This is a genomic window from Acinetobacter sp. LipI_19 (assembly GCF_058242925.1).
In genome coordinates this window covers 3,320,004-3,334,666 of record NZ_JBZAYK010000001.1, presented here as the reverse complement: position 1 = coordinate 3,334,666, position 14,663 = coordinate 3,320,004, and the positions used below count along the sequence as shown (strand labels likewise).

Annotated in this window: 11 protein-coding genes; 4 read left to right on the top strand and 7 right to left on the bottom strand. The window is 37.6% G+C overall.

Annotated features, from left to right (window positions below):
- Positions 1–32: 32 nt before the first annotated feature.
- From AC4CVF_RS15995 to AC4CVF_RS15985, 3 genes are all read right to left on the bottom strand, one after another.
- Entirely contained in the window at positions 33–716 is a 684-nt protein-coding gene (locus tag AC4CVF_RS15995) for a Fe2+-dependent dioxygenase (RefSeq protein WP_004726525.1), read from the bottom strand.
- A gap of 72 nt (positions 717–788) precedes the next feature.
- A complete protein-coding gene (locus AC4CVF_RS15990) occupies positions 789–3,128 on the bottom strand; it encodes a TonB-dependent receptor (protein WP_490789704.1) in 2,340 nt (779 codons plus the stop codon).
- 418 nt (positions 3,129–3,546) lie between these two features.
- The gene (locus AC4CVF_RS15985; protein WP_419361059.1) at positions 3,547–5,772 is read right to left on the bottom strand and encodes a TonB-dependent receptor; all 2,226 of its coding nucleotides are present in this window, start codon (positions 5,770–5,772) and stop codon (positions 3,547–3,549) included.
- Positions 5,773–6,203: 431 nt separating this feature from the next.
- Here AC4CVF_RS15985 and tig point away from each other — a divergent pair, with 431 nt between their 5' ends.
- From tig to AC4CVF_RS15965, 4 genes are all read left to right on the top strand, one after another.
- Positions 6,204–7,535 carry a trigger factor gene (gene tig / locus AC4CVF_RS15980; RefSeq protein ID WP_004726530.1) on the top strand — a complete coding sequence of 444 codons (1,332 nt, stop codon included), beginning with the start codon at positions 6,204–6,206 and terminating at the stop codon, positions 7,533–7,535.
- 188 nt (positions 7,536–7,723) lie between these two features.
- On the top strand, positions 7,724–8,335 hold the full coding sequence (gene clpP / locus AC4CVF_RS15975; protein ID WP_004726532.1) for an ATP-dependent Clp endopeptidase proteolytic subunit ClpP: 612 nt from the start codon (positions 7,724–7,726) through the stop codon (positions 8,333–8,335).
- Positions 8,336–8,371: 36 nt separating this feature from the next.
- Entirely contained in the window at positions 8,372–9,682 is a 1,311-nt protein-coding gene (clpX, locus tag AC4CVF_RS15970; protein WP_336954562.1) for an ATP-dependent Clp protease ATP-binding subunit ClpX, read from the top strand.
- Between the two features lie 164 nt (positions 9,683–9,846).
- Positions 9,847–10,596, top strand: a complete 750-nt coding sequence (locus AC4CVF_RS15965) for a DUF2846 domain-containing protein (protein ID WP_336954563.1) — start codon at positions 9,847–9,849, stop codon at positions 10,594–10,596.
- Positions 10,597–10,656: 60 nt separating this feature from the next.
- On the opposite strand, the gene AC4CVF_RS15960 is transcribed toward AC4CVF_RS15965, so the two are convergent.
- From AC4CVF_RS15960 to AC4CVF_RS15945, 4 genes are all read right to left on the bottom strand, one after another.
- Positions 10,657–11,190 (bottom strand): DUF2059 domain-containing protein, encoded by a 534-nt coding sequence (locus AC4CVF_RS15960; protein ID WP_419328736.1) that lies wholly within the window; start codon positions 11,188–11,190, stop codon positions 10,657–10,659.
- Positions 11,191–11,245: 55 nt separating this feature from the next.
- Positions 11,246–11,779, bottom strand: a complete 534-nt coding sequence (locus tag AC4CVF_RS15955) for a DUF2059 domain-containing protein (protein WP_336954565.1) — start codon at positions 11,777–11,779, stop codon at positions 11,246–11,248.
- A gap of 10 nt (positions 11,780–11,789) precedes the next feature.
- Positions 11,790–12,338, bottom strand: coding sequence for a hypothetical protein (locus AC4CVF_RS15950; RefSeq protein WP_490789703.1), 549 nt, complete (start codon positions 12,336–12,338; stop codon positions 11,790–11,792).
- 82 nt (positions 12,339–12,420) lie between these two features.
- Positions 12,421–13,947, bottom strand: a complete 1,527-nt coding sequence (locus tag AC4CVF_RS15945; RefSeq protein ID WP_336954567.1) for a fumarate hydratase — start codon at positions 13,945–13,947, stop codon at positions 12,421–12,423.
- Positions 13,948–14,663 lie beyond the last annotated feature (716 nt).

Here is a 14,663-nt window from a genome sequence, read left to right as displayed (position 1 = left end):
TTTCATTACAATAATGACTTGCAAGCTAAAACTTATAAATCACTCCATTCACGTAGAAGGTTGTGATAGATCCCTGTAAGACTAATCACTTGCTCATGTGTAGCAGATAGCTCGATGGTCAGCTTTTGAATATTTTGATCTAAGTCAAATAGAATTCGTCGTTGCGCATCGGATGATACAAAGCTTTGTACCCAAAAGAACGAGGCAATACGTGCACCTTCAGTGACTGGGTTGACCTGATGTAAACTGGTAGAAGGATAGACAATTGCATCGCCAGCTGGAAGTTTTACTTCTTGTGTACCAAAAGTATCTTCGATCACCAGTTCGCCGCCATCATATTCATCGGGATTGGTGAGAAAAACAGTGCAAGACACATCTGTCCTTAAGTACTGATTGAGTTGAGGATGGCGACGGATAGCATTATCAACATGCATCCCAAAATTTCCACCGTGTTGATAACAATTAAACAGCGGAGGTAAAAATGTTTTTGGAAGTGCGGCACTAAAGAACAAAGGATTTGCGTTGGCAGCATTTTGAATGATTTGTCCAAGTTCTAATGCTTGTTGAGAATCTTGAGCCAGTTGTAAATTATTTTTTAAATGTGCAGATTGATAGCCTGTTGTTACTTTTCCATCTGTCCACTCTGCTTGAGAAAGTGTCTGACGACAATGATTTAGTTCATCCAGACTAAGTAAATTTGGAATATGTAAAATCATGATTTTCTTCCCCAAAAAAGAAACAGCGCCTGATGAATCAGACGCTGAATTTTAACATAGATTGATTAAATCTTAGAACTTATAGTTGATGTTGAATACGCCTTTGCGACCCTCACCAGGCATTGCCCAACCATTGTTACGGATATGGGTGTAGTACTTCTCATCGCTTAAGTTTTGCCCCAATAATTGGAAACTTAAATCTTTGTTGTAGCTGTACGTTACAGAAGCATTGTGAATCACATAATCTTCAGACTTGACCTGTGGCACAAGATTATTCGTCGCTGAACGTGTACTTAAATACATTTCACCTTGATAGGTTAAGCCATAGCCAGCTTGCCACTGATCATTGAATTGATACGTTGTCCATAAGCTGCCTGAAACTTTAGGAACATTGACCAATTTGTCACCTTTTTGGAAGTCAATATTCGGTGAACCATTGACTTTAGTTTGGTCGTATTCTCCTTCCATATAAGCAGCACTAGCTGTGATGTTCCATTTTGGCGTAATTTCACCGGCTAAACCAAGTTCAACACCTTGTACATAGTTTTTACCATCTAATTTGGCATCTGGTTGTCCAGGTATATCATTGGTTACACGGACTTTATCTTGTTCATTACGAAATACTGCGGCAGACACTAAGAAGTTAGGATTTACTTGCCACTTTGCCCCCACTTCATAGGCAACTGCATTTTCTGGGTCTGTACTGCAAGAATTTGCTGTGATTGCATTGTTGGTAATAGTTTGAGAACAGCCACCACTTGCAGTATTTTGTACCGGCTTTTGAGCATTAGCATAAGACAAATAAAGACTAGTTGCTGGTGTTGGTTTAAATGTCAAACCTACATTATAGGAAATTAAATTATCAGACTGTTTATAGTTTTGACCACGAGTTACCGCTGCATTAGTTGTTGAAATAGTATCTGAACGATATTGACCGTCAGTATAATCATTACGCACACCAAGGTTAAGTAACCATTGTTCACCAAACTTTAAAGTATCAAACAAATACGCTGAATAAACATTTAAGTAGCCTTCAGCAACAGCTGTTTTACGGAAATTTGTTGGACCATGCCAAAAGTTATCTGGATTGTACACATCCATGTAAAGCGGGTTAGTAATAGAACTGCCTGCTGATGAACCATTTGAATTATATAAAAAGCCAGCTGTGGTAATCTCATAGTCTTCACGGCTAAAGCCAACCCCAGCAACAAGAGCATGATCGATAACCCCAGTTTTGAATTGCACATTGATGTTGGTGTCATTGGCAAATTGCTTATTATGGGTATCACGATAATAACCACGTGGACCAGAAATATAATATGAACCCTTTGGAACAGTAATCGTGGTTGTACCAGAAGTTACATTACAATTTTTATATCCAGTTTGGTTGGTATTGGTCAGTGCTGTTGGTGATGTGCCATCTGCTAAACAAAATGTTCCTTGTGGTGCAGAAACAGTTGCTTTTTGTTGAATATCACTATAACGAGTAATGGAGTTCAGTTTTGCGTTGGGACTGATCTCGCTTTCTACTTTAAATGTGACAACCTGATTTTCAATATCTTGTTGATCTAAGTTGCTATAGCCATAGTTATTTTTATCTGAAATCCCTTTGACAGGTTTGCCATTATAATAAGGAACGCCGTACTGTGGATCATTTTCATCTTTTTGATATAAGTAAGATAAAGTTGCCTTGGTCGTATCGCTGATTCCAAAAGTAACCGATGGCGCAATTCCCCAACGTTTCATTTCTTCATCACGACCCGCATAGGTGTTTTGATGCCCCATTATATTTAAACGAAATGCTAAATCTTCATCTACAACTTTATTAAAATCACCGGTAAAGCGTTTATAGCTATCTGAACCAAAACCTAAAGTAACTTCATTGCTGTCACGATTCTTAGGTGTTTTAGAGACTAAATTGACACCACCACTGATTTGTCCTACACCATTTTCAACAGAATTCGCACCTTTGATGATTTCAACAGCTTCATAGTTGAATAAATCAGAACGGTTGGTTAATGCTGCATCACGTAAGCCATCTACAGTTGTGTTATAGGTTGCATCATAACCCCGTAGGTTGATTTTATCGCCATAACCACCACCACCTTCGCCAGCACCAAAACTAATGCCTGGAGTTGTTGCAAGAGCTTGTTGTAGTGAAAGTAAGCCTTGATCTTTGAGTGCTTTTTCCGTGATGACCTGAACAGTTTTAGCGGTATCTAAAATGTTTTCTGTACGTTTAGTTGAAGATGTTTTTGCTGCTAAATATGCAGTATTTTGTTCTGCACGAGCTTGAATAGTAGGAAGTTGTACTGTTGTGTCTTCATTTGCTGCAAAAGCTAGGTTGGGTAAAGCAATTGCAAGTGCAACTGTTTTAACTTTTTTGTTTTTTACAGAGTATTTTTGAGCCATTTTTTGCGTCCATCGCAGGTTGTATCAAACTTACCCAATACTGCTCAGGAAACATCATGTCGCAATAATGGAGAAATTGTTAGGGTATGTAACCATTGTTGCGAATTCTAATGATAATTATTTTCATTAACAATAAGTATAAATGATTATTCATACGGAAAAACTGTTTAATCTATTAAATATAATTAAAGAAAACTATAGGGGATATGATTGATGGAGTTTGATCATATTGCTGAAATTTAAAGTATTTTTACTTTTTGGTAAAAAGTAACTATTGGAAGTTATAGAATTATTTTTTAGTGAGGATTAATAACAATGAGATTTATCTTTAATAAAAGACACAACGAGCTAAATTATCGGTAAAAAATGGCCCCTATGAGCAGGAGCCATTTCACTTTAATTTTTAAAATATTAACTATTAATATTTAAAGTTAATTGATAAAACAGCATTACGACCTTCAGCTTCAGTTGCATAGTGAGATGCATAGGCTTTAGTAAAATAACGCTTGTCTGAAAGGTTGTTTACATTAAGCTGTAAATCAACATTTTTGTTAATGTTGTAACGAGCCATTGCATCATAACGTACATAGCCAGATACATACTTAGTATTTGCAGCATCACCATAGACTTTGTCCATACCTAATGCACCAGCACCAACAGTTAACTGTGGAAGCACTTGATACGTTGTCCAAAGTGTTGCAGAGTTTTTAGGTACGTTAGGAAGTTGTTTGCCTTTCGCAGGGTTAGGGTATGTACATGTCCCAGCACGATTACATGACGGGCCAGGGTTGGTCATTTCACTGTCTAGATAAGAGTATCCAGCTGTAATATCCCATTTGTCTGTAATTTTACCTGTAGCACTAAGCTCAATACCATCAACTTTACTTTCACCGCCGTTGGTGTAGGTACCAGCATCTAATTGGATACGAGTATTTTGTTTTTCTGTACGGAATACAGCAGCTGTTAAGTTTATGCGATCATTGAAAAGATCCCATTTAGTTCCAACTTCATACGTACGCGCTTCTTCTGGCTTTAAGTCCATATAAGCTTGTCCGATCGCTTCTGAACCATCACCACCATCAACACCCACTGGGTTAGCTGATGTTGCATAGCTTGCATAGATTGAACCATTTTTCATAGGTTTATATGTCAAACCAGCTTGGTAAGTAAAAAAGTCTTTATTATTTTCTAGTTTTGCGCCTGTTGCATTCGTCACTTGCTCAGTGTCAAATTTGTCCCAACGAACACCTAGATCAAGTAGCCATTGTGGATTAAATTCAATATTGTCAAGCAAATAAACTGATGTAACTTTTGTTGTAGTCGTGGTGGTATTACGATTAGCAACTGCAGAACCTAACCATTCTTCTTTCGAATTTGGATTTGTTAAAGACGTACACCACGCATCATTGATTTTACAATCGCTGTTGAAACCACCAGTTGTAGTACCTGTATAACCTGGATAAGTAGTTGTATAGCTGCCTTTATCTGATTTTTGATCACTATATTCTGCACCAACATTAAACTTATGCTTAATTGCACCAGTGTTAAATTTACCAGTCAATGCAAGTTGATCTGTGAAAATATCTGTGTCAGTAATACGTGAGTTAATACGACGCCAAACTTTATCATTTAGGACATTACCTTTTGAGTCATCTGGTTGAGTCCAAAGATAATCATTCGTTGACTTGTTATACACTGCAGTATTGGTAATGGTTAAATTGTCAGTTAAATCATGTTCTAATTTAATTGTACCAATTTGGTTTTCTTGTTTTTGAAAATCACGATCATGTAAACCATAGTAAATGCCTTGTTTAACATCTACAGGCTTACCAAAAGTTGCTTTTTTCGAAGCATCATAATTATATGGCACACCCGAATCTGGTGTATCGTCTGACTTTAAATAGTAATAACTTAACGTTGCACGAGTCGCTGTATCTAAGCCAAAAGTAATACTTGGTGCAATACCAGCACGTTTATATTCTGCGCCGTCATGTTGACCCGCTTTCTCATTTTGGTGTCCCATTACAGCAATACGAGCAGCAATCCCATTACCAAAATCTTTATTGCCATCTAGGGTAATACGTTGGTAGTTATCTGTACCACCCGCAACAGAACCCTCTAAAGCATCGCCTTTTTTAGCGACTTTAGAAATCATGTTTACACTACCACCAACCGAACCAGCACCACCAAGTGAAGATGCTGACCCTTTAATAACTTCTACTTGTTCTACTGCAAACATTTCACGGTTTTGCGAAGTGGAATTACGCACACCATCCACAAACATAGAACTTTCAGAGTTATAACCACGAATAAATGGACGGTCACCATTTGGGTTGCCACCTTCACCAGCGCCAAGAGTAATTCCTGGAACTGTACGAAGTGCATCTGCCAGTGTTGTTACTTGAGTATCTTGAATCAGTTGTTTTGAAATAACAGATACAGATTTAGGTGTATCCAGAAGTGGCGCAACAAATTTTGTATTGGCAGACTGATCTACTTTTAAACCTTGTTCAGTCGTTGCTTGTGCTTTAATTGTTGGTAGTTTTGCGATTTCGTCTTGAGCGATGGCTGACGTTGCAATAACTGAAAGAGATGAAGCGATTGCTGTAGTAACAATCTTTTTGCGTGATTTGATAAAAGACATACTTAAACTCACTAAGAGTAGTGCAAATTTGTATGCGAATAATAATGATTCTTATTGTTTATTTCATCTGTTTGAAATTGAATTTGTCGATAGTTTTAAAAGTTTATGATGAGAAAATGAATTGAAAATGTATTGAATTTTCACTTAACTTTTTGAATTTTATTTATTTATTTTTATTTCCAGATATTTCAAAATGTAAATAAATTTATTCTATTGTCACTAAAGCATTTGAATTTGGTAAATTTCTCAAAATATGCGGATTTCTGGCTTTTGACTTCAAAGAAGGGGATTTGTTTAAAAAAGCGACATAATGGGGAAATCCGTGACCGAAATAAAATGATTTACACAGGTGTTTTGTATATATTCAAATGTTGTCATATAATGTGGCACTTTTTGAAAAACTGTAATTATTAAATTCTATCGAGGAAGCCATGCAAGTAACTTCTGAAGCGGTTTCGGGCGTTGCCCGTCGTTTAAATGTATCTGTACCGACGAGCCGTATTAACGAGCAGTTTGAAGCTCGCTTGAAACGCACTGCCAAAACTGTGAAGATCAACGGCTTCCGTCAAGGTAAAGTGCCAGTAAACGTTGTACGTCGTGAATACGGCGCTGGTATTTACCAAGAAGTTGTAAACGACATCATTCGTGACACAGTATTTGAAGCAATTCAACAAGAAAAAATCAACGCTGTTGGTATGCCAAACATCGACAAAGTTGAAAACAAAGATGATGCTTTAGTTTATCAAGCTACAGTTGAAGTTTATCCTGAAGTTGAAGCTAAATTTGAAGGTCTTGAAGTATCACGTAAATCATCTGAAGTAACAGATAAAGACGTTGATGCAATGCTTGAAAACCTTCAAAAGCAACGTGCTGAATGGACTGAAACTAAAGGCATGGCTAAAAAAGACATGCAAGTAACTTTCGATTTTGAAGGTACTGTTGATGGTGAGAAGTTTGAAGGCGGTGCTGCTGAAGACTTTAAACTTGTTTTAGGTTCTGGTCGTATGATCCCTGGCTTCGAAGACGGTATCGTTGGTATGAAGAAAGGCGAAGAGAAAGTGATTGATGTAACTTTCCCTGAAGATTACCAAGCTGAAAACTTAGCAGGTAAAGCGGCTCAATTCAAAATCACAGTTAAACTTGTTGAAAAACAAAAACTTCCTGAAATTGATGCTGAATTCCTTAAAATCTTCGGTTTAACTGAAGAAGAAGGCGTAGAGAAATTAAAAGCTGACGTTCGCAAAAACATGGAACGTGAAGTAAAAAATGGCCTACGTAATCAAGTAAAAGGTGCAACTTTTGATGCACTTGTTGCTGCAAATGACGTAGAAGTTCCTGAATCTATGTTGGCTCAAGAAATTGACCGTCAACGTCAACAAATGATTCAGCAATTTACTCAACAGTTTGGTGCTCAAGGTGCTAAAGCATTTGACAGCAGCATGCTTCCAGATGAATTGTTCAAAGAACAAGCTGAAAAAGCAGTTAAACTTGGTGTATTGGTAAGCAAAGTATTGGCTGATGCTAAACTTGAAGTAGATCAATCACGTGTTGATGCTTATATCGAAGATATGGCTTCTTCTTATGAAGATCCAACTGAAGTGATCGAATATTTCAAAACTGATAAGCAACAACGTGCTCAAATCGAAGGCGTAGTGTTAGAAGATCAAGTTGTTGATCATATCTTAGCTGCTGCTAAAGTAACTGATGAAGTTGTTAGCTATCAAGATTTGTTAAAAGAGCAACAAGCGCGCCAACAAGGCTAAGTTGTTTGATCTAAAAAAGGCGCTTTGGCGCCTTTTTTTATGAGCTTAAACATGGATTTAATCATTCCATTCACAATACTTATGCAAAAAATATCTGATATTAAGTTGGGAATATTTTGCATTTTCAGCAATTATCCCTCATATTGTGAACATGAGTGAAGTAACAAGAATTCAGGAATAAATAACGTATGTATGTTCCATCAATTGAAAGCGCTTTGGTGCCAGTAGTCGTAGAACAATCTTCACGTGGTGAGCGTTCTTTCGATATTTTTTCACGTCTTTTACGTGAACGTGTGATTTTTTTAACTGGTGAAGTTGAAGACAACATGGCGAATCTTATTGTCGCGCAAATGCTGTTTTTAGAAGCTGAAAATCCAGATAAAGATATCCATTTATATATCAATTCACCTGGTGGTTCAGTGACTGCGGGTATGGCAATTTACGATACGATGCAATTTATTAAGCCTGATGTAGTGACCTATTGTATGGGGCAAGCTGCATCTATGGGGGCTTTCTTATTAAATGCTGGTGCAAAAGGTAAGCGTTATTGCTTGGAAAATGCGCGTGTGATGATTCACCAACCATTGGGTGGTTTCCGTGGTCAAGCATCGGATATTGAAATTCATGCACGTGAAATTTTATTCATCAAAGAACGTTTAAATCGTTTAATGGCTGAACATAGTGGTCAAGATTACGAAACTGTCGCTAAAGATACAGATCGTGATAATTTTATGACTGCACAGCAAGCAAAAGAATATGGTTTAGTGGATCAGGTATTAAGTAAACGACCTCAAGACTAAACATTTATAGATAAGATTTAAGAATTTGGAGTGAAAATGTCCGATCTTCCTCAAGGACAAAAGCATTGTTCATTTTGCGGTAAAACGCAGTCTGAAGTCGGTAAGCTGATTGCAGGCGAGGACGCATATATTTGTAATGAATGCGTGGATGTGTGCTTAGACTTAGTGCAAACGAGTCAACAGGTGGAAACAGGCGATTGGGCAACACGTCCATTGCCAAAACCACATGAAATTCGTGCGGCTTTGGACCAGTATGTAATTGGTCAAGACACAGCAAAGAAAACACTTTCAGTTGCAGTGTATAACCATTACAAACGTTTAAAAGTATCTCAGACAGGGCATAAGCCTAAAGATGCAGTTGAAATTGCTAAAAGTAATATTTTGCTGATTGGACCGACAGGTTCAGGTAAAACATTGCTAGCACAAACACTTGCACGTTTGCTTGATGTACCTTTTGCAATGGCGGATGCAACAACTTTGACCGAAGCTGGTTATGTTGGTGAAGATGTTGAAAACATTATTCAGAAACTTTTGCAAAAAGCAGATTACGATGTAGAAAAAGCACAAAAGGGCATTATCTACATTGATGAAATTGACAAGATTACCCGTAAATCTGAAAACCCTTCGATTACACGTGATGTGTCTGGCGAGGGCGTGCAACAAGCATTGTTGAAAATGATTGAAGGTACGGTTGCGTCAATTCCGCCTCAAGGTGGACGTAAACATCCACAGCAAGAGTTTATTCAAGTCGATACTGCAAATATCTTGTTTATCTGCGGTGGTGCATTCTCTGGTCTTGAAAAAGTTGTGCAACAACGTCAAGAAAAAGGTGGCATTGGTTTCACAGCAGATGTAAAGAATAAAGACGATAGTAAGAAAGTATCTGAATTATTCCGTCAAGTTGAAGCAGCAGATTTGGTGAAATTTGGTTTAATTCCTGAGTTTATTGGTCGTTTACCTGTGATTGCGACACTTGAAGAACTTGATCAAGACGCGTTGATGCAGATTTTAACTGAACCAAAAAATGCATTAACGCGTCAGTATCAATATCTCTTTGAGATGGAAAATGTAGACCTTCTTTTTGAAGATTCTGCTTTACGTGCGATCGCGAAAAAGGCGTTAGAACGTAATACAGGTGCGCGTGGTCTGCGTTCTATTTTGGAAAATGTATTGCTTGAAACGATGTATGACTTACCAAGCCGTTCAGACGTTGGTACTGTGATTATCAATGAAGCTGTTATCAACGATAAAGCTGAGCCAGAGTTTAAGCCTGAACGTCAACCCAAGCATGAAAATACTGAAGTTGAAAAAGTAGACTTGAAGGTGTTGGATACTAAGTCAGCTTAAAAGCTGGATTCTGATACATCCTCAGTGCAATTCATCTGAAACGTGCAAGTAGCTTGACTATTTGCACGTTTTTTATTTTTAAATGGTCATTGAAATGTTAAGCTGGCTGTAGACAATAGGGTTTATTAAAAACGAAAATAAAAAATACGCGGTGAGGGAAAATCATGCGTTACATCGGTCTAGTCGTTTTGATCAGTTGTGGGTTGGCAGCTTGTCAAAGTCACCAATCTGTTGAACAGCAACCAGCAAAAGTTGTTTCAACTTTAGAGCCAATCGATTTCAAAAAAGAAGATTCGTTGGTTCATGAAAAGCTGGAACAATATAAAGTTGCATCATTTTCTACAGGGTCTTGGGTCAATCAAAAACCGGGGCAGTATTTTAAGCTGGTTAAACCTCAGAACCCTCAAGCTGCAATTGTGTATTTTTATCGACCTGATAGTCGTTGGAATAGACAAGAAATTATTCCAAACAATTTTTTTCTGAATGGTAAGAAAATTCCAAGCTTGATCAGTAATCATTACTACTGGATTGAACTGGCTGAGGGGGATTATAAGTTAAGTCTCAGTCGTCCATTAACTGTTTTTCATTTCCAGAAACCCAAAGTTGCTTACTTCTCAGTGGAAGCTGGCGGGCAGTATTTTGTCAAATATGAAGAAGAAAAGTTTCGCGGTGGGCCAAATGGTGAAGCTGGGTTATTGCGTGTAGGGCCTTTAATGCAAATGCCTACCCGACAAGGACTAAAAGAAATTTCAATGACTCAATTGAAGACACCTGGTCTTAATTTTGTCGCAGAAATGACTGCGGATGGACGATTGATCAAACCTAAAGAAAAAATCAAAGGTGAGCCATACAAAGTGAGTGATGACGTACATTTGGGGCAGCAGTTTAAACTTTGGAATCCAATGACTTGGTAATCTATCGCTAGATGCTGCTTGATATAGAAAAGAGAGCGAAGCTCTCTTTTCTTATTTGTTTTATTGAGTATTTGCAGACTTTTTTAAAGCATCTAATTTTTTAGTTACTTCTTTAAAATCTTCAGATGCATTTTGTACACTTTTAATCAGTTGGCTGTTCATGACTTTCATGGTTTCTTGAGCAACTTGAGGTGTTTTTTTCAAAATTGACTGTCCAATAGCACTTGAATAAAAATCAATTTGAGCTTGAACTTCTTCAGCACTGTATATGTCTTTATAAATCTTAAGATAAACGGGTTTGATTTGATCCCAAGCAACAGTTTTTTTACTTTGCTCATACATTTTGTCAGCAAGTTCATTTGCTACAATTTGTTCTTGTGGATTGAGCTGATCTTTTTTGACCGTCATTTGAATGATTTGATAAGCCTGTTGATCTAGCTGAGGACGAATCTGTTGTAATGTTTCTTGCAGCAGTTCATCAATATTCATGACTTTCAATAATTGTTGAACTTGTTGATCTGAAGCGGGCGCTGCAAAAGCAAAATTTGTGGTGATACATGCGCTTGCAAGTAGTAAGTGTTGGAATAATTTCATAAAATACCTATAGGATCCTGCTATAATTAACATCATAAAATGATTGAGTGAAAGCTTAATCAACCTGAAGAATTGGCTTTAAAATCGTTTCCATTTTTTCCTTCAATGCTTTTTGATTTTCTACTTTCATCATTTTTTCTTGAGAAAACGTTGTGGTTTCTTGCATGACTTCTGTCATCAGGGTGTTCATCTTTTTATTGATAGATTGTCCAATCGGTGTACTTAAAAAAGCGATATTGGCTTGAACTTCTTCTTCTGTAAAGGTCTTTTTAAATAATGATTTAAACATGTTGAGATATTCGGGGTCAGTTACCAGCTGTTGTTGAAGATCACTATACAGCGCACTAATTTGTAGTGCTGCATTTTGTTGATCGATATTCAATGTTTGGGCACCCGTCACTTGGCGGACAAGTGCTTCTGCTTGATCGTCAAAGTAAGGTTGCATATCGCGGGTACTTTGTTTGAAAATCTCTGAGATATTGGAAAGTTGCATCAACTTGTCGACACTTTTATCTGTTGCTGGAGATGCAAAACTTGACACTGTGATGCAGCATAAACTTAAAGTTAAAACGAACTGCTTAATTTTCATAGGTTTTCCTTTATTTATTTTCATCTAAATGATGCAGTTGCTGAATAATTTCTCCAATTTTATTGCGATATTGTTGGATAAATTGAGGGTCATTGACTGCCTTATGAATAGCAGCATTGCTTTCTATGAATATTTCTGTGTCAATATTGGCAAGTTTTGTGTACAGCTCTTGGCTCAACCTTTTATCACGCTGATAGAGCATTTCAATTTCTTGAGAACTTAACGATTCTAAAAGAATTTGTTTGGTTTGAGCGATAAATTGTGGATCTCGGAGAATATTTTCTGGTATTGCCTGATAAATTTCTACAATTTGAGGGATGATTTGTTTTTCTTCATCAGTGAGTTCTATTGTACTTAATCCGTTTTTGATTAAATCTTCTGCTTGATTTTGATAAATCCTTTTTGCACTTTCATTGTATTGTAGGCGCCATATCTGATTGATAATAATACCTTGCGCTAGTCGCTCAACGACGTCACTATCTGTGTTTGAAGCAAAACTTTGAATAGAGATCAAGCATACAAATAACCCAGGAAAAAAAATATATTTTATAAAGTTCATGATCTGACTCAAAATAAAAAGCACTCTAATCATAGAGTGCTTTTTAAGTGATGCTCAAGCTTAATCTAAGCTTTAGATCAGATTATTGTGCAACAGCATCAACCACTGGGATTTTACCAATTTTGGCTTGCCAGATTTTAGGTGCAGTCGCATGAATAGAAGTACCATTGACATCAACTGCAACAGATACAGGCATGTCTTGTACTTTAAATTTGTAAATAGCTTCCATACCTAAGTCAGCAAATGCAACAACTTCTGCTTCACGAATGGCTTTAGATACTAAATAAGCAGCACCACCAACAGCCATCAAATAAGTCGCCTTATTATCTTTGATCGCTTCAACAGCAGCAGGACCACGATCCGCTTTACCAATCATACCGAACAAGCCAGTCGCTTCAAGCACTTGACGTGTGAACTTATCCATACGAGTTGCTGTTGTTGGGCCAGCAGGGCCTACCACTTCATCGCCTACAGGGTCTACAGGTCCTACGTAGTAAATGAATTTACCTTTAAGATCTACAGGTAACTGTTCGCCTTTATTCAACATATCAACCATGCGTTTATGCGCGGCATCACGACCTGTATAGATAGTACCGTTTAATAATAAAGTATCGCCCGGTTGCCATGAGTTCATTTCATCCTGTGTGATATTGTCTAAGTCAACACGTTTAGATGTTGAGGTATCCCAAGTCACTTCAGGGTAATCAGAAAGTAAAGGCGCTTGAATATGTGCAATACCTGAACCGTCTAACTGGAAATGAGCGTGACGTGTTGCAGCACAGTTTGGAATCATACCCACTGGTTTACCAGCAGCATGACAAGGGTAGTCTTTGATCTTGATATCAAGCACTGTGGTTAAACCACCAAGGCCTTGTGCACCGATACCCAATGCATTTACTTTTTCAAAGATTTCAATACGCAGTTCTTCGATTTGGTTCTGAGGACCACGACGAAGTAACTCGTCCATATTGATTTCTTCCATGAGCGATTCTTTTGCAAGCATCATGGCTTTTTCAGCAGTACCACCAATACCAATACCGAGCATTCCTGGAGGACACCAACCCGCACCCATCGTTGGTACAGTTTTAAGTACCCAATCTACGATCGAGTCAGAAGGGTTAAGCATTGCCAGTTTAGATTTATTCTCTGAACCACCACCTTTCGCTGCAACAGTAATATCGACTTTATTGCCTGGAACGAGTTTGTAGTGAATTACAGCAGGTGTATTGTCTTTGGTATTTTTACGACCAAAAGCAGGATCTGCTAAAACTGAAGCGCGGAGTACGTTGGAGTTTTCTAAGTAACCTTGGCGGACACCTTCATTGATCGCATCATCTAAGCTCATGGTTAAATCAAATTTAACATCTAAGCCCACGTCAACAAAGACGTTAACAATACCAGTATCTTGACAGATTGGACGATGACCTTCTGCACACATACGTGAGTTAATTAAGATTTGTGCAATTGCATCCTTTGCAGCTTGGTTCTCTTCACGATCATAAGCACGGCTCATCGCTTGGATAAAGTCTTGTGGATGATAGTACGAAATGAACTGAAGCGCGTCCTTGACCGATGTGATCAAGTCATCTTGTTTGATAATAGTTGTCATATCAAAAATCTCTTGAGCGGGCTGTTAGCTAGCGGGCTAAATTATACGTGATATTGCTTGTTTTGTGGTGGCTTAGATCTAATTTCAGCCTAAAGTTTTATGATTTTATTTGAGAAACTCAGCTTATATTTTGGTTGATCAAGTCAACTTTTCTACTTTATATATATTCAACCTGTCAAAAAACTTAGATACATAAATATATTTCTCTTAATTAGTATTGTTAATTACATCAATTGAATGGAAAAATAAATTGTTTGATTATAAAAAAGCTTGCAATGCCACACCTTACATTCAACGTTTAAATATCTTTGCGTAGGTGATGCCTCACTTGTCGTAGGGGATGTCAAACCTTGCGCTGCAAACAAAGCCGTGCTTTGTTTTTGCTCATGGGTGAGGGGTACGTCCTGTATCCCCGCCCACGGCGACATCCATGTCGTCCCACGCTAGGATAACTATCTAGAATTCAAAAATACAAAAACTTATTCATTGCCAAAACTTCTAAAGTTCATACAAAAACAGGGTAATTCTCCCTTAAAATAATTGAACTTAAAAGGAGACAATCGAATAATCTTATTGAAATAAATTTCAGATTTTACAGGGTAAAAAGCTCAATACTCTTTGAAGTCGGAAGCTTGGGCTGAATAACAACAATATGGAAAACTATACACATCTTGCGGAAAATATTATTGAAATTTTAAAAAAAATGCCCGTGCATG

Excerpts from the sequence above, each read along its gene's own strand:
- AC4CVF_RS15965 (WP_336954563.1), top strand. The coding sequence starts at position 9,847 with ATGCGTTACATCGGTCTAGTCGTTTTGATCAGTTGTGGGTTGGCAGCT.
- AC4CVF_RS15955 (WP_336954565.1), bottom strand. The coding sequence starts at position 11,779 with ATGAAAATTAAGCAGTTCGTTTTAACTTTAAGTTTATGCTGCATCACA.
- clpX (WP_336954562.1), top strand. The coding sequence starts at position 8,372 with ATGTCCGATCTTCCTCAAGGACAAAAGCATTGTTCATTTTGCGGTAAA.
- AC4CVF_RS15985 (WP_419361059.1), bottom strand. The coding sequence starts at position 5,772 with ATGTCTTTTATCAAATCACGCAAAAAGATTGTTACTACAGCAATCGCT.
- clpP (WP_004726532.1), top strand. The coding sequence starts at position 7,724 with ATGTATGTTCCATCAATTGAAAGCGCTTTGGTGCCAGTAGTCGTAGAA.
- AC4CVF_RS15995 (WP_004726525.1), bottom strand. The coding sequence starts at position 716 with ATGATTTTACATATTCCAAATTTACTTAGTCTGGATGAACTAAATCAT.
- AC4CVF_RS15990 (WP_490789704.1), bottom strand. The coding sequence starts at position 3,128 with ATGGCTCAAAAATACTCTGTAAAAAACAAAAAAGTTAAAACAGTTGCA.
- tig (WP_004726530.1), top strand. The coding sequence starts at position 6,204 with ATGCAAGTAACTTCTGAAGCGGTTTCGGGCGTTGCCCGTCGTTTAAAT.
- AC4CVF_RS15960 (WP_419328736.1), bottom strand. The coding sequence starts at position 11,190 with ATGAAATTATTCCAACACTTACTACTTGCAAGCGCATGTATCACCACA.
- AC4CVF_RS15945 (WP_336954567.1), bottom strand. The coding sequence starts at position 13,947 with ATGACAACTATTATCAAACAAGATGACTTGATCACATCGGTCAAGGAC.
- AC4CVF_RS15950 (WP_490789703.1), bottom strand. The coding sequence starts at position 12,338 with ATGAACTTTATAAAATATATTTTTTTTCCTGGGTTATTTGTATGCTTG.